This is a genomic window from Chondromyces apiculatus DSM 436 (genome assembly GCF_000601485.1).
Lineage (GTDB): Bacteria > Myxococcota_A > Polyangia > Polyangiales > Polyangiaceae > Chondromyces > Chondromyces apiculatus.
In genome coordinates, this window is the sequence record NZ_ASRX01000002.1 from 237,194 (window position 1) to 260,388 (window position 23,195).

The 23,195-nt window shown below is 70.4% G+C and carries 19 protein-coding genes; 10 read left to right on the forward strand and 9 right to left on the reverse strand.

Annotated features, from left to right (window positions below; translation table 11 throughout):
* Nucleotides 1–27: 27 nt before the first annotated feature.
* Together CAP_RS01270 and CAP_RS01275 are read right to left on the reverse strand one after the other, a co-directional pair.
* Nucleotides 28–1,707 carry a thioredoxin domain-containing protein gene (locus CAP_RS01270; RefSeq protein WP_044235041.1) on the reverse strand — a complete coding sequence of 560 codons (1,680 nt, stop codon included), beginning with the start codon at nucleotides 1,705–1,707 and terminating at the stop codon, nucleotides 28–30.
* Nucleotides 1,708–1,793: 86 nt separating this feature from the next.
* On the reverse strand, nucleotides 1,794–2,363 hold the full coding sequence (locus tag CAP_RS01275) for a hemerythrin domain-containing protein (RefSeq protein ID WP_063748617.1): 570 nt from the start codon (nucleotides 2,361–2,363) through the stop codon (nucleotides 1,794–1,796).
* A 345-nt stretch (nucleotides 2,364–2,708) separates the two neighbouring features.
* Here CAP_RS01275 and CAP_RS01280 point away from each other — a divergent pair, with 345 nt between their 5' ends.
* Entirely contained in the window at nucleotides 2,709–3,440 is a 732-nt protein-coding gene (locus CAP_RS01280; protein ID WP_044235043.1) for a YceI family protein, read from the forward strand.
* Between the two features lie 269 nt (nucleotides 3,441–3,709).
* Here CAP_RS01280 and CAP_RS01285 read toward each other — a convergent pair whose 3' ends face one another.
* Nucleotides 3,710–4,018, reverse strand: a complete 309-nt coding sequence (locus tag CAP_RS01285; protein WP_052373929.1) for a Dabb family protein — start codon at nucleotides 4,016–4,018, stop codon at nucleotides 3,710–3,712.
* Nucleotides 4,019–4,228: 210 nt separating this feature from the next.
* On the opposite strand from CAP_RS01285, the gene CAP_RS01290 reads away from it, so the two are divergent.
* A complete protein-coding gene (locus tag CAP_RS01290; RefSeq protein WP_044235045.1) occupies nucleotides 4,229–4,753 on the forward strand; it encodes a dihydrofolate reductase family protein in 525 nt (174 codons plus the stop codon).
* Between the two features lie 229 nt (nucleotides 4,754–4,982).
* Complete coding sequence (locus tag CAP_RS43465; protein WP_156040386.1) at nucleotides 4,983–6,539, forward strand: formylglycine-generating enzyme family protein; 1,557 nt, start codon at nucleotides 4,983–4,985, stop codon at nucleotides 6,537–6,539.
* A gap of 95 nt (nucleotides 6,540–6,634) precedes the next feature.
* Here CAP_RS43465 and CAP_RS01300 read toward each other — a convergent pair whose 3' ends face one another.
* From CAP_RS01300 to CAP_RS01320, 5 genes are all read right to left on the reverse strand, one after another.
* Nucleotides 6,635–8,368, reverse strand: a complete 1,734-nt coding sequence (locus tag CAP_RS01300; protein WP_044235048.1) for a hypothetical protein — start codon at nucleotides 8,366–8,368, stop codon at nucleotides 6,635–6,637.
* A 310-nt stretch (nucleotides 8,369–8,678) separates the two neighbouring features.
* On the reverse strand, nucleotides 8,679–8,891 hold the full coding sequence (locus tag CAP_RS01305) for a hypothetical protein (RefSeq protein ID WP_197040939.1): 213 nt from the start codon (nucleotides 8,889–8,891) through the stop codon (nucleotides 8,679–8,681).
* A 203-nt stretch (nucleotides 8,892–9,094) separates the two neighbouring features.
* The gene (locus tag CAP_RS01310; protein ID WP_044235051.1) at nucleotides 9,095–12,037 is read right to left on the reverse strand and encodes an Hsp70 family protein; all 2,943 of its coding nucleotides are present in this window, start codon (nucleotides 12,035–12,037) and stop codon (nucleotides 9,095–9,097) included.
* Nucleotides 12,038–12,112: 75 nt separating this feature from the next.
* A complete protein-coding gene (locus CAP_RS01315) occupies nucleotides 12,113–12,553 on the reverse strand; it encodes a VOC family protein (RefSeq protein ID WP_044235053.1) in 441 nt (146 codons plus the stop codon).
* Between the two features lie 94 nt (nucleotides 12,554–12,647).
* Complete coding sequence (locus tag CAP_RS01320) at nucleotides 12,648–13,775, reverse strand: cytochrome-c peroxidase (protein ID WP_044235056.1); 1,128 nt, start codon at nucleotides 13,773–13,775, stop codon at nucleotides 12,648–12,650.
* A 198-nt stretch (nucleotides 13,776–13,973) separates the two neighbouring features.
* Between CAP_RS01320 and CAP_RS01325 the strand changes: the two genes are divergently transcribed.
* The 4 genes from CAP_RS01325 (at nucleotide 13,974) to CAP_RS01340 (ending at nucleotide 18,772) form a co-directional block, all read left to right on the forward strand.
* On the forward strand, nucleotides 13,974–14,915 hold the full coding sequence (locus CAP_RS01325; RefSeq protein WP_044235292.1) for a carbohydrate kinase family protein: 942 nt from the start codon (nucleotides 13,974–13,976) through the stop codon (nucleotides 14,913–14,915).
* Nucleotides 14,916–14,924: 9 nt separating this feature from the next.
* Nucleotides 14,925–16,526, forward strand: coding sequence for a sensor histidine kinase (locus CAP_RS01330; protein WP_044235060.1), 1,602 nt, complete (start codon nucleotides 14,925–14,927; stop codon nucleotides 16,524–16,526).
* Nucleotides 16,523–17,464 (forward strand): response regulator, encoded by a 942-nt coding sequence (locus CAP_RS01335; protein WP_044235064.1) that lies wholly within the window; start codon nucleotides 16,523–16,525, stop codon nucleotides 17,462–17,464. The genes CAP_RS01330 and CAP_RS01335 overlap by 4 nt, the downstream gene beginning before the upstream one ends.
* A gap of 213 nt (nucleotides 17,465–17,677) precedes the next feature.
* Entirely contained in the window at nucleotides 17,678–18,772 is a 1,095-nt protein-coding gene (locus tag CAP_RS01340; RefSeq protein WP_044235066.1) for a WGR domain-containing protein, read from the forward strand.
* Here CAP_RS01340 and CAP_RS01345 read toward each other — a convergent pair.
* A complete protein-coding gene (locus CAP_RS01345; protein WP_197040940.1) occupies nucleotides 18,741–20,288 on the reverse strand; it encodes a serine hydrolase in 1,548 nt (515 codons plus the stop codon). The genes CAP_RS01340 and CAP_RS01345 overlap by 32 nt on opposite strands.
* A gap of 255 nt (nucleotides 20,289–20,543) precedes the next feature.
* On the opposite strand from CAP_RS01345, the gene CAP_RS01350 reads away from it, so the two are divergent.
* From CAP_RS01350 to CAP_RS01360, 3 genes are all read left to right on the forward strand, one after another.
* Entirely contained in the window at nucleotides 20,544–21,203 is a 660-nt protein-coding gene (locus tag CAP_RS01350; RefSeq protein ID WP_197040941.1) for a DUF4360 domain-containing protein, read from the forward strand.
* A gap of 57 nt (nucleotides 21,204–21,260) precedes the next feature.
* A complete protein-coding gene (locus CAP_RS01355) occupies nucleotides 21,261–21,905 on the forward strand; it encodes a DUF4360 domain-containing protein (RefSeq protein WP_044235072.1) in 645 nt (214 codons plus the stop codon).
* 90 nt (nucleotides 21,906–21,995) lie between these two features.
* Complete coding sequence (locus CAP_RS01360; RefSeq protein WP_052373931.1) at nucleotides 21,996–23,108, forward strand: FG-GAP repeat domain-containing protein; 1,113 nt, start codon at nucleotides 21,996–21,998, stop codon at nucleotides 23,106–23,108.
* Nucleotides 23,109–23,195: the final 87 nt, after the last annotated feature.

The following is a 23,195-nucleotide window of genomic DNA, read 5'->3' on the forward strand; positions in this document are numbered from 1 at the left end:
CCTCCCTGCCTCACCCGCATGGGAGCCTCACCAGGGATAGACGCCCAGCTCATCCATCGCGAGCAGCACCTCACCCACCATCCGCCCCTGGCTCGCCAGCGCTGCCGGTGTGGCGAGCCCCGTCAGCGCCCGCCGCCCCCGGGCGCGGTACGCCTCGTCCCCCGTCAGCCGGTGCAGCGCCGCCTCCAGCCGCAGCGCCAGCGCGTTCGGCGTCACCGGCCGCTCCTGCCGCGCGAACACCCCTGCCGCTGCCGGATCGGGCGTGCTCGCGAGCCACGCGCCGCTCGCCGCATCGGTCAGGTCCCGGTCCATCGCCGCCGCGATCCGCACGGCCGCCTCCCGGTAGCTCGCTTCTCCGGTCACCTCCGCGAGCCGCGCCAGCCCGAGCCCCAGCGCCGCGTGATCGGCGAGATACCGCGCCTTGCGCACCACCCCGTCCCGCCGCGGCCTCTGCACTGCCCCGTCGGCCTCCACGTGCGTCCGCAGCAGCAGGTCCGCCGCGCGCCGCGCCCTCGTGAGCGGCCCCGCGTCCTTCGTCACCTCGTGCAGCGCGCACAGCGCCGCGATGGCCAGCCCGTTCTCGTGCCCGTACACGCTGTCGTCCACCCGCGGCGTCCCCAGCGCGAGCCGCGCCTTCTCGTCGAGCCGGTAGTACACGTGCCCGTCCACGAAGCGCTCCCGCCGATCGTGCCCGCCCACGTCCGCGTCCTGGCTCACCAGGAACGCCCCCTCGGCGTTGCTCAGGAACCTGTCGAGATACCCCGCGATCGCGCGCGCGCTGGCGAGCATCGCCGGATCCTTCGTCAGCGCGTACGTCCGCGCGAACGCCTCCAGGTTCGAGGCCTGGAGCGGCATGAGCTTCTCGAAGTGAGGATCGTCCCACCTGCCCCCCACCGAGTACTGGTACACCCCGCCCCAGACCGGATCGAGCAGCGCCCGGTGCTTGCCCAGCGTGAGCACCGCCCGCGCCCGCGCCTCCCCGTCGCCGTGCTCCGCGCGCCGCAGCTCGAACAGCACGTTCCAGCCGAGGGGCACCTTCTGCCGCCCCCAGCCCCCCTCCTCGTCGTCGTAGTAGCGATCCATGTCGAGCCCCACCCGCGCCGCGATCCACCCGAGCGCCTCGGGAGGCCCCGGCTTCTCCGCCGGCCGCGGCCCTGCCACCGCGGCCTCGGCCCTCTCCAGCGCGGCCCTTGCCTGATCGATCTCGCCCAGGATCGTGCGCAGCTCCTCCGGCGGCAGGTACCCCCGGTACTTGCCCAGCTCGCGCGCGTCCGGCGTGAGCACGATGGTCGCCGGCCACCCCCAGTCCCCGTACCGCTCCGCCAGATCCGGGTGCTCGTCCACGTCGAAGCGGATGGCCACAAACCGCTCCTGGAGCAGCCGGTTCACCTCCGGATCGAGGTAGGTGGTCTCGTCCATCACGTGGCACCAGTGGCACCACGACGCTGCCCCATCGAGCAGGATGAAGCGCCCCTCCCGCTTCGCCCGCGCGAAGCTCTCCTCCCCCCACGGCGCCCACGCGAACCGCTGCTCCCCACCGCGGGCGCGCGACCGGGCGATGTCCACCTCCGGCGGCGTCCCCTCCGGCACCACCCCGTGCCTCCCCTCCGCGGCGCCCTTCACGGCGTCCCTCGGGGGACGCACCGGAGCCGGGGCACACGCGACGAGCAGGGCTGCGAGGACAGGAAAGAGGGCAGGGATGCGCATGGCGTGACCATGCTACGCCGCCCCGGCGCGGCCGTTTCATCCCGGACCACGCCAGGGCCTACCGCCGCCCGTTCAGGGACACGCCGTCAGGCGGCCTTGCGCTTCCTGGCGTTCTCCTGCGCGTTCTTCTCCTGCTCCTTCTTCTCCTCGCGGGTCGTCAGGGCCTCGCCATCGGGCAGCTCTGCCGACTCCTCCGTCTGACCGAGCACCGCCTCGCGGGGCTTCTTCTGCGCGAGCTCCTTCATCGTCGCTTCCATCTCGGCGCCGAGGGACGTCAGCGTCTCCTCGTCGAAGAGCTTCTTCACCTTCGGGAACAGGTGCTCCTCCTCCTCCTCGTGGTGGTGCTCTGCCTGCTCCTTCAGCACGTGGAGCTTCGGCTCGAACTTCTCGTCCTTCGTCGTCATCTCCACGAGGTCGGCGAGCACCCGCTTCAGCGACAGGTGCTCCTCCAGCCCTTCGAGCAGCACGTCCTCCGTGCGCTTCGCCTTCACGGCCGGATAGAAGTGCCGCTCCTCGATGGTCATGTGCGCCATCAGCAAGTCAGCCGCCTCGGTGAAGCACCGGCCCCGCTCGCTGTCCTCGGTCGCATCCATCGCCTTCTCGAACAGATCCTCCAGACGACGGTGGTGGCCCACCAGCAGGTCGATCGCGTTCATCCCTGAGTTCATCCTTCAATCCATCAGCAAATCTCGGGCCCGCGTCATCCGCACCGAGTGGCTCATCGGGTGCACACGTCGGGGCCACCCCTGGCGCATCTCCCGGGGGCGGGCTCACCGGACACCGCCTCTCCTGGTGACTGTCGAGCACGCCAGGGCTTCCCGTGCGCACTCCGCCCATCCTGCACACCCGTTGCTGAACACCTCCCGACGGAGATGCGAACGCGGGAACAGAACCCGGCAGCCTCGGCTGGAGGACGCCGCTCCATCGTGTCCGTCTTATTGGACGAGGCGCGCCGCCGGGACTAGAAGCCTCCCTCAATTCACCGCAAGAGGATGATCGCCATGAAGCTCGTTCGTCTGTTCCAGCTCGCAGCTCCCCTCGCCCTGTGCCTCGCCGCCACCGCCTGCGAGGACCCGGCGAAGGACAAGCCCCGCGCCACCGTCGCCCCGACCTCCGGCGCGAGCGCGGCCGCTGCGCCGACGGGCGCCGCCAACCTGCCCCTCGGCGCCAGCTCCGCCGCGGCTGCTGCCACCCCCACGGTCGCTGCCGCTGCTGCCGCCCCGACCGGCGCTGGCGTGCCGATCGACGTGGCGTCTTCCACCGTGGGCTTCATCGGCTCCAAGGTGACCGGCAAGCACGAGGGCAAGTTCGAGAAGTTCAGCGGCACCCTCTCCCCGAGCGCCGACGGCAAGGCCGAGGGCGGCCAGGTCACCATCGAGATCGACATGAACAGCGTGAAGACCGACGAGGCCAAGCTCGACGGTCACCTGAAGTCCCCCGACCTGTTCGACACGACCAAGTTCCCCACCGCCAAGTTCGTCTCCACGGAGATCAAGGCTGGCGGCGACAAGGGCGCGACCCACACCGTCACCGGCGACCTCGACCTGCACGGCGTGAAGAAGAGCATCTCCTTCCCCGCCACTGTCACCGTGAGCGACGCCGAGATCACCGCCAAGACCGAGTTCGTGCTGAACCGGAAGGACTTCTCCATCATCTACCCCGGCAAGCCCGACGACGCGATCCGCGACGACGTGGTGATCAAGTTCGACGTGAAGGCCCCCCGCAAGAAGTGAGCCCCCCGGCGCGCCACGAGGCGCCCGGTCAGCTCTGAAGCGAGACGCCGCGCCTGGTGTGCGGCGTTTTGCATTTCAGCGGCTGGAAGCCGTCTCCATGGGATCGGGTCTCCTGTGCTCCCGGAGCCGCTGTGATGTTCGTGGGTCGCACTTCCTGTGCTCCGAGGGGCCCTGTGGGCCTCTGGAGGGGCGTGGAAGGGGCTGACGTGTGCGGGGTCACCCCTGGTGCGCCAGGAGATGCGCCGCCAGGAATGACGCCTGAACGGAGGTCAGGACTCGAAGTCCATGACGAGTGTGCCTTCGGGGCCGCCGTCGACGATCTGGATGAGGTTTGCGGCGACGCGCTTGTGGTCGGGGTGGGGGAGGTAGGCGTCGCGGCTCGCGGCGCTGTCGAAGGTCATGACGAAGCCGTGGGTGTAGCCGCGGCTGCGGCTCTCGGTGCTCGCGTCAGGGCCGCCCACGAAGTCGAGGAGGCCGGGGATCTGTCCGACGAGACCGCCCAGCTCGCGGAGACAGGTGTCCACGGTGGTCTTCGGGGTGCCAGGGCGGAGCTTGAACAGCACGCAGTGCTTGATCATGGGGCGAGGTCCTCTCGGTGATGGTGGTCTCGGGGAGCGGCGTCGGGCATCGAGGCGGCTCACACCGAGCACGGACATGACGGTGCGCTCCCGCGCGAGGCATGATCAGCGCAGCGGCGGTCGGTTGGCGAGGAGGTTCCAGGAGCGCCAGAGAGAATGTTCCGGGTCCCCTTCGTTCTGCCATGATCTGCCGAGAAGAGAGGTTCTTGAATGAAAACGCTGAAGTATCACGTCGCCTCCACCGTCGACGGGTTCATCGCGGCGCCCGACGGGACGTTCGATGCCTTCCTCGCGGAAGGGGAGCACGCCACCGATTATCTCGACGCCTTCCGTGGGTACGACGTGGTCCTGATGGGTCGGAAGACGTACGAGGTGGGGCTGAAATACAACGTGACGAGCCCGTACCCGACCATGCGGCAGATCGTCTTCTCGCGGTCGATGAAGGCCTCGCCGGATCCACAGGTGGAGATCGTCGCCGATGACGTGTCGAGCTTCGTGAGGAAGCTCAAGGAAGGGGAAGGGAAGGCGATCTATCTCTGTGGCGGAGGGGAGCTGGCGAGCTTGCTCCTCGCGGAGGGGCTGATCGACGAGGTGGTGATCAAGCTGAACCCGGTGCTGCTCGGCACGGGGATCCCGCTGTTCGGGCCGCACATCCCCAGGGCGTCGCTGGAGCTGGCGAGCAGCAAGACGTACAGGAACGGGGTGGTGCTGCTCCGCTACCTGGTCACGCGGTGAGCGCGCAGTCTTTCGTGCGCCAGATGGCGGTGGCGAGGCCCTCGCTGACCTTCCACTGGGCGCGGCTCGCCCGACGCGCTGGGCGGGGCCCAGGGAAGCCGGCACGAGCGCGTGCGGGGCGCTCGCGGGCTCGTGAGCGGGCGGTATCCGTGATCGTCGGTGTGTCCGCTGGAGGCGCGGGCCAGGTGTTGATAGCCTGGCGAGGCCCGATCAACCGCGAGGTGCCATCGTGAAGCCTTCCCCCACCATCGTTTCGAGGTCCGTTCTCGGGTCTCTCGCAGGGTTGCTGTTTGCGTCCGTCGCCTTCGGCGCGTGTGGCGGTGGCGATGACAAGCCGCCGCCCAGGACCACGAGCGGCACCACCACCTCCACCAGCACCACGTCCACCGGTGAGGGTGGGTCAGGCGCGGGAGGCGGCGGCAACACAGGCGGCGCTGGCGGCATGGTCGGTGAAGGCGGCGCTGGCGGAAACGGTGGGAGTGGCGGCACACCACCGCCCGTGAGCTGCACGAACGGCACGATGGATGGCAGCGAGACCGACCTGGACTGCGGCGGCGCGTGCCCCTCGTGCGCCGACGGCGCCACCTGCAGCGTGGCCGGAGACTGCGTATCGCGGCGGTGTCAGGGGAGCGTCTGCGTCGCGGCGAGCTGCACCAACGGCACGCAGGACGGCAGCGAGACCGACGTGGATTGCGGTGGTGGCACCATGACCACCGGCTCGAACCCGGCGTGCCCGCCTTGCCCGCTCACGGCCGGGTGCAGCGTGCGCGAGGACTGCGAGACCCTGAACTGCGGCTCGACCAACGTCTGCCTGGCCGAGAGCTGCAACGACGGCTCGCAAAATCAGGATGAGACGGACATGGACTGCGGTGGTCCCTGCCCGGCGTGCGCCGCCGGGAGCGCGTGCGTGATCCCCGCCGACTGCATGGACCAGGTCTGCACCACCGGGGTGTGCATGCCGCACACCTGCAACGACGGCGTGAAGAACGGCATGGAGAGCGACATCGACTGCGGCAGCGCGTGCGGGAGCAAGTGTCCGCCCGGGCAGAAGTGCAGCGTGAACGCGGACTGCTCGACAGGGGCCTGCACGCCGCAGGGGCTCTGCGCGTGCCCGACGGGGATGCTGGTCTCCCCGGTGATCGGCGGCGGGGCGTACTGCATCGACCAGTACGAGGTGACCAAGAAGGAGTACAACATCTTCCTCCAGGCCAACCCCAACATGGCCGGGCTGCCGACCATCTGCGCCGGCAACGTCTACCAGCCCTCGGCGGAGTGGCCTCCCGTGGATACCCGGACGCCCGTCACCGCCATCGACTGGTGCGACGCCTACACCTACTGCAAGTACGCGGGCAAGCACCTGTGCGGCAGGATCGGGGGGGGCACCAACCCGCCGGGCTCCCACGCCAACGCGTCGCAGAGCGAGTGGTTCAGCGCCTGCTCGGGCCAGGGCGTGAGCGCCTATCCGTACGGCAATACGTACTCGGCCGGTATGTGCAACGGCGGCTCCAACGGCACGACGCTGCAGAGGAAGCGTGAGAACCCGGTGCCCCCGGAGGTGGACTTGCCCCCCTTCCCCACCTGCAACGGGGCCGTCTCCACGCTCTACCAGATGAGCGGGAATGCCTCCGAATGGGAGGACTCCTGCAACGCCACGATGACGAGCTGCAGGGTGCGGGGCGGTTCGGTGAACACGACGAGTGAAGACCAGATCCGCTGCGACGCCGACCTCATGGACGACCCGCTGGACAACTCGGACGTGTACCGCGGCTTCCGCTGCTGCCTGTGAGAGGCTGAGCGCCCCCTTCACGAGGGGGCGCCGTGCTCCTGACCGGCCTCCGCCGCCCTGCCTTCAGCGGGCTGCGGCGCGGCCAGGGCGTCGTCTTACTGGATGGCCTTCGCGGTCTCCTCGGCGGCGCGGGCCCGGTCCTCGGCGTCCTTCGCTTCGGCGCCGGAGAGGAGCGAGGCCGCCTCGTGGAAGCGCGCGGCGATCTCGCGGAAGACGGCGGCGCCCGCGTCCTGGGGGGCCGACATCTGCTTCACCAGGGCGGCGTTGAAGGCGGCTGCTCCGGCGAACGGCGAGGCGGGCTTGCTGCGCGCCACCCAGTCGAGCGCGGTGACCTCGCCGAGGCCGAGGGCGGTGAGGGGCGCGCGGCGCATCATCAGCGCGGCGTCCTCGGGCCCGTTGCGGAGGGCGAGGGCGAGGGCGAGGGTGAAGGTGACGTCCGCGGGGCGCTCGGTGTCCTTGGGCCACACCTTGAGCAGCGCCGTCGCCTGATCGAAGTCGACGGCGCGCCAGTAGAGCCGGCCGAGGTCGAGCCGGGCCCTCGCGTAGAGCGCGCGCCCCTCGGGCGTGAGCCCCAGCTCGTGCAGGGCTGCGCGCTGCTGCATGGGGACGCCGCGCGCGAGCAGCGCCCGCAGGGTGCCGGGCCTGGTCACGGCCTCGGCCGGGAGGAGGCGGCCCGCGTAGAAGGTGGGGAGCGTCGCGGCGAGGCGCTCCTCGGTCGAGGCGGGGCTCGCGGCGGGCAGCGGCGGCACCATCAGGGTGTCGAGCGCGTCGATGCGGCGCCCACCGTAGAGCCGGGAGAGCATGGCGCGCGAGGCGTCGACCCGCGCGTCGTGGAGGATGCCCACCATGGCCATCTCCCGGAGGCCCACCAGGGCCGCGTCACGGCCGCGCGACTTCCACGGATCGAGGAGCTGGTCGAGGGTGCCGTAGTAGACGTTGCGGGCCTCCTCGTCCTTCGCCATCCCGTCGGGGAGAGGCGCGGCGCGCACCGCCTCGACGAGCCGCAGGTCGGCCATGCCCGCCTCCACCGCGACGAGCCCGCGCGCGTAGAGGCGCAGCTCCACGCCGAGGCGCCCGAGGTCCTCGATGGCGCGGGCCTGGTCGGTGAGCCAGGCGAGCAGGGGCCCCTTGGTGAAGGCGAGGACCCGCTCCTTGTCGTAGGGAGGCGCCATCTTCGGCGGCTGCTGGGCGGTGCGGGCGAGGCGCGCGGCGAGCGTCTGCCCGAGGAGCACCTGGTGCATGTCGCCCCTGAGCCCCGCGGGCGGCTTCGCCAGCACCGAGGCGTCGATCGCGTCGGCGCAGGCGGTGGGCGCGAGGTCTGCGCGCAGGGCGCGGACGAGGCCCGGCTCGATGCCGGCGCACGCTTCGAGCCCCGCGAGGCGGGCGTCGCGCTGGGCGGGGTCGGCCTCGGCGAGGGCTGCGTCGAGCGCGGCGAGGCCTGCCGGCCGATCGGCGCACGCCGGCTCCTTCACCGGAGCGCGCTTGACGAAGGCGTCACACGTCGGCGGCGGCGCGGGCAGGCCGATGGGCGCTGGCGGCACCGCGGCCGTGCGGGCATCGAAGGTGGGCTCCTCGAAGATCGAGAGGGTCTCCTCCTTGAGGGGTCCGCTCACCGCGAAGACGTCGCCCTGGGGCGGAGGTGGCTGGACGACGGGACCTGCCTGCGCGGGCGCCCCCTCCACGGGCGTCTGGGGCGCGACCACCGGGGACGCCGCGCATGCTGCCAGCGGGAGCGCGGTGACCAGGGCGAGCACGGGACGGAGGGCAAGGAGGGAGCGAAGGGGGGCGAGGGGGGCGAGGGGACGAAGAGCGAGGAGGAAGGGGCGCATCGAGATCCTCGGACAGGTGCGGAGGGAAAAGGTTTCCGGAGACCGGGTGTACCGGAGACAGGACGGCCCCGGCAACAGCGGCCTGCCCCCGGTCCTGGGCCTCTCAGCGCCCTCATTCTTACGGCAGGGGCTCGCGCCCCCGCCCCCCGCCGAGCAAAGCTCGTCGGGGCCCCCCACTCCGCGCTCCACCTTCGATGTCCAAAATGCTTTGCCGCTTCGGGCCTGACGCCCGTCACCTCGGGAAGCGGTCAATGTCCCTGACCGCATGTATCAGCGCCCGTGGCGCGCCCCTGTCAGCGCCCTGGCTGGTTCAGGGGGCGACGCAGAGTTCCCCGCCCTCGGCGAAGCCACGGCGGAACCGGCACATCGCCTGCAGCCTGCCCGCCGCGCCATCGAGCACCTCGATGCTGCCATTCTGGAGCGGGGGCGCGCACCCCCCGCCGAGGGCGGAGAGCGCGGCCAGCGCGACGAGGGGAAGGAGAGCGCGGCAGCGCGCGCGGAAGCTCATCGAATGAAGCGCCATGCTGGCCTTGGGACGCGCGACCGCGCCCTGGCTTGGCTCGCGTGGATCATGCGCATCCAAGACTCGCCCCCGCCCTGCGTCCAAGTCCAGCGGGGATGGGATCCCCCGGGCGCGGTGCCGTCGAAGCGAGCTCCGTCCCCGCTTCCGGCTGTCCTGTGTCCGGTGCGTGATCCTCGAACGCTGCGTGGTCGTGCATCGCGTCTTCACTCCACCAGCCGCAGGCCCACGGGCAACCCCTCGCCGAAGAAGGCTGCCCGGTCGGACTCCTCCACGGCCACGTGCTCGCGCACAGCGCGGATCCAGGCCTCCCGGGCGCCGACCTTCTCCAGGCGGCGCGCGACCTCGGCGCGGGTGCGCTCGGGGATGTCGCGGGCGCGGTCGCCGGTGACGCGGGCCATCTGCACCGCGGCGGCGGCGGCGGTGGAGAGGGTGTCCCACTTCTCGCGGAGGAGGTGATCGAGCCAGCGGTCGACGGTGGTCGGGGAGACGACGTGGTGCAGGCTGGCGTAGGTGGGGACGCGGGCGCCGAGGCGGCCGATGGCGGCCCATAGGCGTGGATCGCGGTCGGTCCAGGTGCGTTCGAGGAGCCAGGCCCCGAGTTCGCTGCGGCGGTTCGGCGGGACGCGTTCGAGCGAGGCCGCAAGCTCCAGGAGGTCGTCGAGGGCCTCGGGCTTGAAGCCCTTGGGCTTCTTCAGCTTGCGCTCGGAAGGGGCGAGGAAGGGGTCGGCGAGATCCCGGAGCGCGACCTGCGTCGCCTCGTCGAGCCCTCCGGCGACGCGGCGCCAGGCGATCCAGAGCTGCTGGTAGCCGCGCGGCTCCTGCGGAAAGGCGAGCTTCTCGGCGAGGAGCGGGGTGAGGGCGGCGATGCGCGCCGGGTCGCCGGGATCGCCGAAGCCGGGGCGCAGGCAGTAGCCGGCGATCTGCCAGAACACCCGCTCGTGGTCCGCGGTGCGGCGGCGGGAGCGGGCGTTCGGCAGCAGGGTGTCCACCAGCGCGCGTGCCGTGTCGGTGGTCCACGTGGGGCGCTCGCCGAGGATGCGCTCCAGCTCGCGGATGAGGTTCTTCACCTCCCGCGGCGCGACGTCTGGGCGCCCCTTGCCGAAGACCCGCTCGATGGCCTCCCGGGCCTCGTCGAGGCGCTTGCCCCCGATCCGAGGCGCCACGCTGGAGGCGCTCGCGTCGCCTGCGGCCCCCGCGTCGTCGCGGAGCTGAAAGGCGAGGCGGAAGCGGCGCGGACGCTCGGCGGCGACCTCGACGCAGCCGAGATCGAGGGTGCCGATGGCGGTGAGCTCGCCTTCGAGCTGCACCTTCACCTCGGTGCCGCGCTTCGCCGTGCCGTGGTCGAACGCGGTGGCCACGGGCGGGAGCGGCTCGAAGCGCTCGTCGTCGAGGGAGACCACGTCGCCGGGCTGGTCGACGCGCGCGTCGTCCGAGGCGAAGAGGTCGAAGCGCACGGGCCGCCCCACGACGAGGGCGAAGGTACGGCCGGCGGCCACCTGGGGGACACCCTCGGGGGAGCCGCGGGGGACGACGCAGACTGCGCGGCGCGAGGGGGCGCCCGCCGGATCGATGCCCACGTAGTAGCCGCGTGGCGCGCCCCCCTCGATGCGAAGGCCACGCCCGCCGAGCGCGAGGCCGTAGGCGACGGCGCCCCGGGCCACGGCGAGGTCGGGATCGGCGTTCGGCAAGAGGGCGAGGGGAGGCCCGCCCCAGGCCTGGAGGACCTCCTGGAGGCGCTCGGTCACGCGGCGGGCGCGGAAGACGCCCCCGTTGAGCAGCAGGGCGTGGGGCCCCTTCGCCGGCGCGCCATCGGGCCCCGGGGGCGCGTGGCGCGCGAAGAACCAGGCGATGTGGCGGGTGATGGCGGCGTCCTTCTCGTAGGGGAGACCGAACGCGAGGAGGCCCGCGCGGGAGCGCTCGGGGCGCGCGGAGCGGGGGACTGCCGGGAAGAAGCCATCGAGCACCAGCGCCTCCACCTCGGCGCGGGTGATCTCGGTGCGCAGCGTGTTGCCGATCAGGCGCGAGCCCGTGCCGAGGAGCGCGATGGGCACCGCGTCGGGGATGCCTGCCTCCGGGCCGCCGCTGCCGCCGCTGCCGCCGCTGTCCTCGCGTCCGCCGAGGAGGCGCTCCTTGGCGGCGCGGCAGGCGAGGACGAGCTGCGAGAAGCGCGCGGGATCGAGGTGCTCGCCCTCGGGCAGGAGCCGCCGCTCGCAGCGGTGCGCGAGGGCGAGGTCCATGTTGTCGCCCCCGAGGAGCAGGTGGTGGCCGACCGCGATGCGCTCGATGTGGAGCGGCGCGCCGTCCGCGCGGGCGACGCGGATGAGGGAGAGGTCCGTGGTGCCGCCGCCGACGTCGACCACCAGCACCAGCGCCTCGCCGCCGCGCTCCTCGACGAGCGCCGCCAGCCCCTCGGGGCCGAGGGCATCCATGGTGTCGTAGAACGCGGCCTGCGGCTCTTCGAGGAGGCGGACGTCGAGCCCTGCCCCCTGCGCCGCCTGGAGGGTCAGCTCGCGCGCCACCTCGTCGAAGGACGCGGGCACGGTGAGCACCACCTGCTGCCCTGCGAGCGGCGCCTCGGGGTGCGCCTCGTCCCAGGTGCGGTGCACGTGGGCGAGCAGGCGCGTGGCGGCGTCGCGCGGCGAGGCGCGGGGAAGGTCGACGGCATCCTCGGGCGCGCCCCAGGGGAGGATGGGCGCGGTGCGGTCGACGCCCGGGTGGCAGAGCCAGCTCTTCGACGAGGCGATGAGCCGACCGGGGACCTCCGTCCCGCGGCGCCGGGCCAGCTCGCCGAGCAGGAAGGGCGCGTCCCCCCACGGATCGGCGACATGCTCGGAGGCCACCGGCGCGTAGAGGAACGACGGAAAGAGGGGGCGCGCGTTGCTCTCGGTGGGCGTGACGAGCTGGGGGACCGGGAAGATCTGCACCCCGGCTGCTGCTGCGCCCGAGCTGCCCGCGGCGCCTGAGCTGCCCGAGGTGCCTGCGGTGCCCGAGCTGCCCGAGCTGCCCGCGGCGTCTGCCCAGGCGACGACGGTGTGGGTGGTGCCGAGGTCGATGCCGACCACGCAGCGCGCGCTTCCAGCGGCTGACGTCGGGCGCGGCGTCGGTCCGGCGGGGAGCGAGGTCGGGGAGGGGGAGGACGCGCTCATGACGGCGCGGGGATTCTGGTACGCCGCGCCCTCGCTGTCATGGGTCGTGCGACCGGCCGCTGCGCGCGGCAGCCATCAGCCGCGGCCCGTGGTGATGGCGTCGTAGCCCTGGCCGTGGAACTGGAGCAGGCAAAAACCGTGGCCGAACGGGTCGGCCATGCACGCCATCCGCCCCCAGCCCGAGGTGCTGAGGGGCGCTTCCAGGACGGCGCCGGCATCCTCGGCCTGCTTCACGGCAGCCTCCAGATCGGCCACCGCGACGTCGAGGTGCACCGGCGTCCAGTGTCGGTGGTAGTCACGCGCCCCTGCCGCGCCACCGTCTCCCGCGCCGCGCGGCGCGGGGACTGGCTGGGTGCCGGCGGCCTTGGCGAGGAGGTACAGGGGCGAGGCCGCGCCGAGCAGCTCGACGCCCGCGTCGCCGAAGCGTCGCCCCACGGTCAGCCCGAAGGCCCGCGTGTAGAACGCCACGGCCCGCGGGAGATCGTCGACGTCGATGTTGATGAGCAGCTCGGCCATGCGGCTGTCTCTGCCGCAGCCGAGGGCGGGACGCCAGGGCGGGATGCCAGCAGGACGGGAGGGCGCGCCGCTCGGGCGAGCGCGCTGCGTCGGCTCAGCTCGGATCGGGCTTGGGGGTCTTCGGCCCGCTCTTCGGCAGCTCGGGCTTCTTGATGTAGTCGGTGGGCAGATCGCCGGTGAGCGCGTTCAGGAAGGTGACGATGCTCTTCATCTCGCCTTCCTTGAGCTTCACGTTGAGCTGGTGCCAGGCCATCTTGTCCACGGCCTCCTCCAGCGTCTTGATGTGGCCGTCGTGGTAGTACGGCCCTGTCTTGGCGATGTTCCGCAGCGACGGCACGCGGAAGAAGAACTTGTCGTCGTCCTTCTTCGTCGCGTCGAAGCGCCCGAAGTCCTTCAGCTCCGCGAAGGCGTTCATCTTCCCGAGCTTCTGGTACGTCGTGCCGCCGAGGGCCTCGCCGTCGTGGCAGCTCTGGCACCCCACGGTGAGGAACTTCGCCAGCCCGTTCTGCTCCTCCTGGGTGAGCGCGTTCTTGTCGCCCGTGAGGTACTTGTCGAACCGCGACGGCGTGACCAGCCCGCGCTCGAACGCCCCGATCGCCCTGGCGAGGTTGTCGTACGTCACCGGATCCTGCTCGCCCGGGAAGGCCTCCTTGAAGAGCGCCACGTACTCCTTGATGGAGGCCAGCGTCTCCAGCACCTTCTTCTCGTCGGGCATGGCCATCTCCACCGGGTTCAGGATCGGCCCCTTGGCCTGGTCCTCCAGCGTCGCCGCGCGCCCGTCCCAGAACTGCGAGACGTGGTTGCCCGCGTTGTAGCTGGTCGGCGAGCTGCGCCCCCCGAGCTGCCCCTTGTGGCCGGGCGAGAACGGCTTGCCGTCGACGCCATACGCCGAGAGGTCGTGGCAGGAGTTGCAGGAGATGTCGTGGTTCTTCGAGAGGCGCGGCTCGTAGTAGAGCATCCTCCCGAGGTTGATCTTCGCCTCCGTCGCCGGGTTCTTCTCGATATCCATGCGCTTCGGCAGGGGCTTGAGCTTCTTCAGCTCCTCCTGCAGCTCCGTGGAGGCCATCGTTGCCTCGGCGACCTTCGCGCTGCTCGCGGCGCTCGGCTTCGCCGCGGGACCCGGCTTCGCGCCCCCCGGCGGCTTCAGGTCGGACTCGCGCTCACAGGCCGCGAGGGATGCCGCGATCGCGATGGCAGGAACAAGGGTAAGAAGGGATCGCATGCGCAGGGTGACTCCTGACTGACGTTGTCCTCCCCACCTATAAACAGCCCGCCACCCTGTCAACTGAGCCGGGTCCCCGGCGTGAGAAAACCCACAGCGCGTCCGGGTTTTTGTGGGAGAGGGCGGAGACAACCAGGCCGGTGCGGAGGAGGAAGCGGCGGCGTGGAGGAGAGAGGCGGCGCGGAGGAGCAGAGGACCATGCGTGAAGCGGAGCGGGCCGAGGTCGTGGTGGTGGGCAACATCGGCATCGACACCTGCGTGTACCTGTACGGCGACGACATCGACTGGTCCGTGGAGGGCAACTTCACCGAGAACATCGACTGCGTCGGCCAGGCCGGCGGTTACGCGAGCCGCAGCTACGCCGCGCTGGGGAGGCGCACCGCCTTCCTCGGCACCGTCGGCGACGACCCGGCGGGTCGCGTGATCCGGGAAGCGCTCGCCGCCGAGGGCATCGACGCGCGCGGTGTGTTCGTCGATCCGCAGGGCACGGCCCGGAGCGCGAACCTGATCTACCCCGGAGGCCGCCGGAAGAACTTCTACGACGGCAAGGGTCACATGACCTTCGCGCCCGACCTCGCCGTGTGCCGGGAGGTGATGGCCGGGGCGCAGCTCGTGCACGTGAACATCCCCAACTGGGGGCGGAGGGTATTGCCGATTGCGAGGGAGGTGGGGGCGCTGATTGCGGTGGACCTTCAGGATGTGGTGAATGCGGCAGATGAATATAGACGCGATTTCGTGGAGGCTGCGGATTACCTGTTCTGCTCAGGTGTGAATCATCCGGACCCCGAGCCGCTGGCCAGGGCGCTGCTCGGGGCAGGGCGGGCGCGGGCACTGGTGATCGGCATGGGCGCAGCGGGATGCGCGCTGGCGACGCGCGAGGGAGGCGTGCGGCGATTCCAGGTGGCGGCGCTGGAGTTGCCGGTGGTGGACACGAACGGGGCTGGCGATGCGCTGGCGGTGGGCTTCCTGGTGAGCCACGTGCTGGAGGGGAGGCCGATGGAGGAGGCGGTGCAGCGAGGGCAGGTGGCGGCGCGGGTGGCGTGCGCGCAGCGGGTGCCGAAGCGGATGATCTCGCAGGAGGAGCTTGAGATACGGTGCGGGACGATGCATGGCGTCGATGAGGGCAGCCGTGGAGAGTGAGACGAGCACATGCGCTTTCTAGACAGGCTCCGGGAGTACCTGGAGCAAGTGGCCCATGTTCCTGCAGAGCGCGTCATCCAGCTCGATCACGCCGCCCTGCTCCGATACTTCCTCGCGGAGCGAGATCGCCTTGAGCCTTCCGCACAGGGCGCGGAGCGAGACGTGGCTGATCGTATTCAGCAGTGCTTCCGGCCCTTCTGCCAGCATCTGGCCGCCCTCCTTGTCGAGCATCTCTTGCCTGGTGCTTCCGCCGAGGAGTTGTCGGAGTTGTTGAGACTCGCGCTCAGCGCCACAGTGGACCAGCGGAGCGCGGCAACCTCTTCATACAGCGATCGAGAGGTCCTTCGTCTTGCCATGAACGCCCTCACGCAGGCGGAAACAGAGGCCAAGTCGGAGGACCCGAAGCCCGAGCAGTATGCTCTGGAGATCCAGGCCGTCCGTCGCGCTGGAGACCGTATGGTCATCACCCGGAGCGGGAGCACGTTCCTCGGCCTCAGAGGGTTGGATGCGGTTCGCTGGCTCCTCACTCTGGAGGCCGCTCAAACGCAAGGGCCCCGGGATGAATGGCGTATCTCTCAGGAATTGGCTGCGCAGCTCATCACGGTGCCCTCGGGGGGGCTCACATACTATCAGGACGAGTTCGGTGACGTGGTGTCAGAGCCTCCGGTGTGGAATTTCTCCACCTCTGCATTCGAGCGCCTCGACCTGATGGGGATCTTGACATACACGCCACGACCGCCGGAGTGGGGGGGAGGCTTCTCCTACGAGGTTTTCAAGAGTTCACGACCACTCCTCGAAGAGATTGCCAACGGACATCCAACTCCCTTTGCAGTTCTGGCTGCCGCGTTGCTTCGCGATGAGAACGCTCAGATTCTTGATGCCTTGCGCCTGAACGTGAACCAGACGCTGCCTGATGGCGCGGCCGAGGCAACGGCCTTGCAAGCGCGCATGGTGGCCCACGAGATCCGCAACGCGCTCATCCCTTCCCAGCTTGCCCTCTCTCGCCTCGCCAGCGATCTCGGGGACTCTGCCAGTTCGGAGCCGTTCCAGCGAAGCCGCGCGCGCGTCGAGGCCGGCCTCCTGCGGGCTCTGCAGTTCGCCGACGAGATGCTGCGCGTCGCCAACCTCGGCGTCGAACCTTCAACGTCCTTCGACGTCATGGCCGCGGTACGCGATGCGGTCGCGGGCGTCTCCAGCGAGCTGAATGGCAGCCTCCAGCTCACCGTTCCCCAGGAGCCAGCGCTCGTGTCCGGCCCACGCGCGCGCTTTGTCCTCGCGGTGACCAACCTCCTCCGCAATGCTGCCCAGGCCGTTCATGCCGCACCGCCTTCCTCCGGCAAGGCTGGGACCGTGGCGCTGGCGATCGAGGTGCGCGAGCAAGAGGTCGCGATCCACGTGGACGACGACGGCCCTGGTGTTCCTCCCGAGCAGCGACGGGCCATCTTCGAGCAGGGCATCGCACTGCGCCCTGGCGGCAGCGGTCAGGGGCTCTCCATGGTGCGCCAGGTCGTGGAGGGCGAGATGCAGGGGGCTGTCTCGTGCGGGGGAAGCCCGCTGGGCGGCGCTCGATTCGAGATCGTGGTACCTACGAAGAAGGCACAGAGCAGATGAGCGGCTACGGAAGAATTCTCATCGTCGATGACGATCCGGCATTTCTGGAGGCCTACAATGATCTGCTCTCCGACGCGGGCTACAGGGTCGTGACCGCCACGACCCACGCCGACGCGCTCCGGCTGCTCGACAAACCTGGATGGAGCATCGTGCTCGTCGACCAGAAGCTTCAAGGTCCTGGGGGCCCTGACCTCGGCCTGGATCTCATCACTCAGGCCCGCCAACGTGCGCCGGGTGCCAAGGTGTTGCTGGTCACAGCCTACGCCAGCAAAGAGGCCATCGAGCGCGCGTTCCGGGAGGGTGCCTACGACTACCTGGAGAAGACCTCCGTCTTCGGGACGATGCTCCAGGTCAAAGTGCGCAACGCCATGGAAGCGGTGCGGGAGCGCTGGCTCGGCACCCTCGACCCTGACGGCACCGAGCGCGCGATCCAGTCCACCTGGGAAGAGGTCCAGACCGAGCAAGACCGCAACCGCAAGGGCGTTCTCCTGGAGCAGCTCGTCGCCCTGATCTTCAGGACCATCCCCGGCTTCGAGCGCCTCGATCTCCGCCTCCGGAATGACATCGAGGAGCTCGACCTCCTCGTGCAGAACAGCTCCTTGGACCCGTTCTGGCAGAAGGAGTCGCCGTACCTCCTGGTCGAGTGCAAGAACTGGTCGAAGCACGTCGGCACCAAGGAGCTGCGCGATCTCTGGGGCAAGCTCGACGGGCGCTACGATCGCTGTCGGCTGGCGCTCTTCATCGCACCGGGTGGCTTCGCCGAGACGGTGCAGACGCAACAACTGCAGCGGGCCAGGGAGAACAAACTCGTGATCCTGATCGGTCCCGGTGACCTCGACGAGCTGGTCCGGCGCAAGGATCGCAGTGAGGTGCTCAAGGAGATGCACCGGCGCGCCGTGGTGGCCACGGTCGAGGGGAGCGGGAGCGAAGGTTCCTGAGGCACGTCGCGGAGCGACTCTCTCTCCACGACCTCCCCGCTTTGACGCCCCTCCGCGGCCTCTGTACGAGCGTCCGCCATGGCTTCCCTCGCCGCCCGCCTCCTCTCCGAGACCACCCTCCCCCCGGTCCCTGACACGCCTGGCCAGCCGCACCTCCTTCTCTAGCACCCGGAGGAGAAGGCCCTCTGGCTCCTCGCGCTGGGCAACCGCGAGGTGTGGCGCGTCGCCGAGGACGGCTCGGGGACCCTCGTCGCCCAGGGGGACGCGCTCGGCGTGCCACTCGGCTTTGGCCGCTACCTGCACGGCGGAAGCTCCTTCCACGTCGACACCGCGCGCCGCACGCCGGTGTGGCTCTTCTCGACCTACGACGCTGCCTTCGGCCAGGGCCTCCTGCTTGGCGCCTGGAACGGCCAGTCCTTCGCGCCCATCCCGCAGGAGAACGGCATCCAGGTCGCGTCGAGCGACAGCTTCGTCTTCGACCCGGTGCGGGGCGTGCTGGTGCACTTCGCGGGGACGCGCGACATGGATGGCGCGATCGACGCGCAGCGGAGCGCCCGCGGCGGCCTCACCGTGCGCGAGCTTGGTGCAGACGGCGTATGGCGCGACGTGGGCGAGCCGCTCGCTGGCGCGTGGGGGCGCGCCGGGGTGGCTGTCCTGCCCCAGCCCTGGGGCATCGTCGCGTACGACAGCGGGTGCCGCGTGCTGGTGGTGGCGAGTGAGTCATCGCTGGCGGAGGTGGCGATCGGAGAGGCGCTCGACGCAGCAGCGACGGGGGAGGCGACGGGGGAGGCGGAGGAGGTGTCAGCGCCGGGAGAGGCCGAGGGAGCGGCAGGGAAGGGCAGCGCGGCGAAGGGCAGCGCGGCAGGGAAGGGCGGCGCGGCAGCGAAGGGCGGCGCGGCGAAGGGCGGCACGGCTGCGAAGAGCACCACGCCGAAGCCGGAGGCGGTGGCGTCTGCGGTGTGGCTGCGGCTGCAGGAGGGGGAGAGCGACAAATTCTGGTTCGTCTTGCGCAAGGGCACTGCGTGGATCGCGCGCTGGGGGCGCCGCGGCGGCAAGGCGAGCGAGAAGGGCTACACGTTCGAGAGCACGGGTGACGCGAGGGTCGCCTACGAGAAGGCCGTGCGCGAGAAGCTCGCCAAGGGGTACGAGCACGCGCCCGAGCAAGAGGCGGCGGCGATGGCTACCTGTTCTGCTGCCCCGAGGAGCACGAGGCGAAGTTCCTCTGGCAGCAGTGAGCGGCCGGCGGCGGTGAACGCGGCAGGGCTGCGTGGGGGGCTCAGCGCGGGGCGCCCAGCTCCTTCAGCTTGATCTCGGCGTTGGTGTTCGTCGGATCCAGCTCCAGGGACCTGCGGTAGCTCGCGATGGCGAGCGCCTTGTCGCCGCGCACCTGGTAGGCCTCGCCCAGGCTGTCGTGCACGTTGCCGGACGTGGGGAAGCTCTCGACGTTGAGCTGGAAGATCCGGACCGCCGCGTCCACCCGCTTCCGGTGCAGGAGCTGGTAGCCGAAGCTGTTCATGCTGCGCTCCCCGAGATCGCAGACGTCGGGGGCTTCGCGCCTGAGGCGCTTGATCTCCCGCTCCACGGCCTCGACGTCGTGCTGCCGGAGCACGGGGCCGAGGACGTCGGCGAGGCGCTGCTTCGGCTCCGGAGGCGTCTCGCCGTGCAGGATGTCGAAGATGCCGTGGCCGAGGGCGGGCACCGTGTCTCCCTCGCTCATGTTGTCGAGCAGGACGATGAGGGCGTCGTCCGAGGTGGACCTCACCACCAGGCTAGAGAAGCCGAGGACGTTCCCGCTGTGCATCATCACGGGGAGCGTCTTGCCGGTCTTGCCGACCTCCCAGGGCTTGATGTCCCAGCCGTAGCCGTAGTCTTGCAGGACGGGCGTGGCCATGCGCCGCAGCGTCTCGGGGGAGAGGAGCTTGCCTGCCGCGAGGGCGCGGTCCCACAGGTACAGGTCGTCCACCGTCGTGTAGAGGCCCCCCGCGGCGTAGTAGGAGGACGGGTTCACGTAAGGGGCGGCGATGATCTCGCCGAGCTCCTTCGAGTACCCGAACGCCGCGCGCGGGACGATGGCACCCTCGCGCGCGAGCCCGGTCTGGGTCATGCCCGACGGCGCGAGGACGCGCGCCCTCAGCGCCTGCTCGTAGTCGTGGCCCGTCACCCGCTCGACGAGGACCCCGAGCAGGTAGTACCCGGCGTTGTTGTAGGCCCAGCGCGTGCCGGGGTCGTAATCGAGGTTGCCCTTGATGTGCGCGCGCACGAACTCCGCGACGGTATAGCTGCGCCGGCCGTCGCCGGGCCAGAAGTCGGGGTTGCCGTTCACGGGGCTGGAGAGGCCGGAGGTGTGGGACAGGAGCTGATGCACCGTGACCTTTGCGGCCGGCGTGGTGGTGAGCTCGGGAAGGTAGGCGCCGAGCGTTCCTTCGAGCTGCAGCTTGCCCTCCTGCACGAGCTGCATCACCAGCGTGGCCGTGAAGGGCTTGGTCACGGAGGCGATGAGGAACTTCGTGTCCAGCGTGTTGGGCGTGCCCCACTCCAGGATCGCCGAGCCGGAAGCCTGCCGGTAGATGACCTTGCCATGCTCGGCGACGAGCGCGGCGCCATGAAACTGACCGAGGCGCGTGTACGTGCGCAGGAGGCGATCAATCGCCGCGGCCTTGCCCTGAAGAGGCACCGCTGGTTGCTCGGGAGCCGCCGACCGCGCCGCGGGCGTGGTTGCGGAGACGGGCCTGTCGGGAGGCTTCGGGCTGCCGGCGCACGACATCGCCGCGAAGGAGAGAACGAGGGAGAAAAAGGCCTGCGGGGAGGTGAGGCGTCGCTTCACAGGCGCGAGCCTAGCGCAGCACAGACGAGCGAGGGGTGGGTGCGTCGCGCTGCCGACAGTGTGGGGTGAGCACCGGGTGATCGGCGCGGGGCCTCGTGCCGCGTCTGGCTTTTGCATGCTGGAGGGGCATGCGTGCGTCGTCCTACCGTCGGACGAGCGCCCGCTGGCGACATGGACGCGCGGTGGCGCTCGCGGGCTCGGCCCGCACCCACGTGGCGCGCAGACCGATGCGCCCACTCACAGGAGGAGATGGAGATGAACACGGCCCTTGCGAGATTCACCCTCGTCGCCGCGCTCGCCGGCGTCACGCTGAGCGGAGGCGCATCTGCCGCGGGCTCCAGCGACGAAGGGTCCGCGCTGCTCCCGGAGGGGAGCGAGCGTCCCATGGTGAAGCGCGTCACGGCCTCGGGCTCAGGCTGTCCTGATTCCTCCGCCGTCACCGCTTCCTTCTCCGAGGACGGCGGCTGGCTCGTTCTCCAGTTCGGCCAGGGCCAGCTCACGGCTGCGGTGGGCCCTGGGGTCCCGCAGGCCGCTGTCCTCAGCGCCTGCGACATCCAGCTCAGGCTGTCGCTGCCCCAGGGGTATCGCTTCGCGATCGATCGGGTGAGCTACCTGGGGTACGCGAACATGGACCCGGGGACCATCGCCCTGCATTCCACCCGTTACTGGTTCCTGGGATCGAGGATGTCGGCGCGCACCGCCATCCTGGAGGGCTCGGGCGACGGCGAGCCCTACCTGGTGGGCTCCAACTTCGGCCCGGGCGCCGTCGCCTCGTTCTGCGGCCTGGACAGGCCGATGAACCTCGGCGTCACCCTCGGCATGTCGAGCCTGGGCGTGCCGTCGCTGCGGGGCCTGGCGACCCTCGGCGGTGATTACCAGGCGATCCTGTACCGGCTCTCCTGGAGGGAGTGCTGAAGAGAGGGAGTGAGGTCTTTGCTCGATGTCTTCGGATGACGTGAAAGGAAGGTCAACATGAAGCTCAAGATGCACAGGTTGGTCATCGGCGCGCTGGCGACAGCGGCGATGACCCTGACCGGCGCGGCAATGGCAGGCATCCCGGGGGTGGACGTGCCCCCGAATGTCACGATCAGCAGCCTGAACCTCAACGGATCGGCGTGCCCTCCAGGCACGGCGTACGTGGAGCTGACGGAGGATCTGCAAGCGTTCGTCATCACCTACGACGAGTTCCACGCCACCGCGGGACCAGGCGTGCCGCTCCAGGAGAGCGTGAAGTCGTGCACGGCGACCATCAACCTCAGCTTCCCGGCGGGCTGGTCGTGGACGGTGTCGAGCGTCGCGTACAGCGGCAGCGCGCAGCTCGACAGCTACGTGACCGGGCGGTTCAGCTCGAAGCTCAGCTTCCCCGGGCAACTGCCGGTATCGCGGGAGGTCCGCCTCCCTGGCCCCACCCTGGTGGGTGGCCAGGACTTCGACCTGGTGGGCGATTACACCATCGCCAACTGGTCTACCTGCGGCCGTAACCGCCCGATGACGGCCCTCGCGACGGTCCAGGTGGACAACTCGGCGAACCGCCGCCGCAGCGGGGTGATCCGGGTCTCGCAGCAGACGGGTGAGTTCCAGATGGTGTTCAACATCGACTGGAGGCGTTGCTACTGACCACCGCGCGCACTGCCACGTGCGCCTCCGCGTGCACCACCACGTGCACCGCCAGCCACGTGCCCCTCTCGTCCAACAGGAGCGTGAGCCATGAACTCAGGTCGATTCACCCGTGTCATCCTCGTCCTTCTCGGCGCCAGCGGGTTCGCGTGCGGACCCCCGCTGCCGTGGGAGGAGCGCGATCAGGAACCCGAGGGCACAGAGGCGCTCCTGGAGAGCGGCGACGTGTCTCCGGAGAGCGCGGATAGGCCATCGGAGTCGGAGGGCGAGCTGGACGTCGGCGAGAGCGCGGAGGACCTGACCGTCGTCACCACGGCCAGCTCCCTCGGCCAGAACGACTTCGACGGCGATGGCCTGGCCGACCTGGCCGTATGGCGGCCCAGCAACGGCACCTGGTACGTGCTCACCTCGTCGAGCGCCTGGGGCTCGTCGATCGTCCGGCAATGGGGCCTCCTCGGGGACATGCCGCTCGCGAACACGGACTTCGACGGCGATGGTCGCGTCGACATGGCCGTGTGGCGACCGAGCGATGGCACCTGGTACGTGCGCACCTCGTCGAGCAACTGGAATACCTCACTCGTCCGGCAGTGGGGCTTGCGCGGGGACATGCCGCTCGCGGACACGGACTTCGACGGCGATGGTCGTGCCGACATGGCCGTGTGGCGGCCCAGCAATGGCACCTGGTACGTGCGCACCTCGTCGAGCAACTGGAATGGCTCGCTCAGCCGGCAATGGGGCCTGAGCGGGGACATCCCCCTCGCGCATACCGACCTCGATGGCGATGGTCGTGCCGACATGGCCGTGTGGCGTCCCAGCAACGGCACCTGGTACGCGCGCACCTCGTCGAGCACCTGGAATGGCTCGATCTCCCGGCAGTGGGGGCTCAGGGGCGACGTGCCGTTCGCCGGGGCCGACTTCGACGGCGATGGTCGTGCCGACATGGCCGTGTGGCGTCCCAGCAACGGCACCTGGTACGTGCTCGTCTCCATCAGCAACTTCAACGTCTCGCTGTCGCGGCAGTGGGGCTTGAGCGGGGACATCCCGCTCTCCAACGTCGACACCGACGGCGATGGGCGCTCCGAGATGATGGTGTGGCGACCGAGCAACGGAACCTGGTACGCGCTCACCTCGGGGAGCGGGTGGTACGACGCGTTCACCCGTCAGTGGGGCTTGCGCGGCGACATCCCCCTCGCCCGGAAGTGAGCGGTGGCGGGCTGCGAGGCCCTCGTCGTCACCCTGCGGCCCTGAGGGGGACGCTGGCGGCCCTCACGCAGCCGCTGCTCGGTGGTC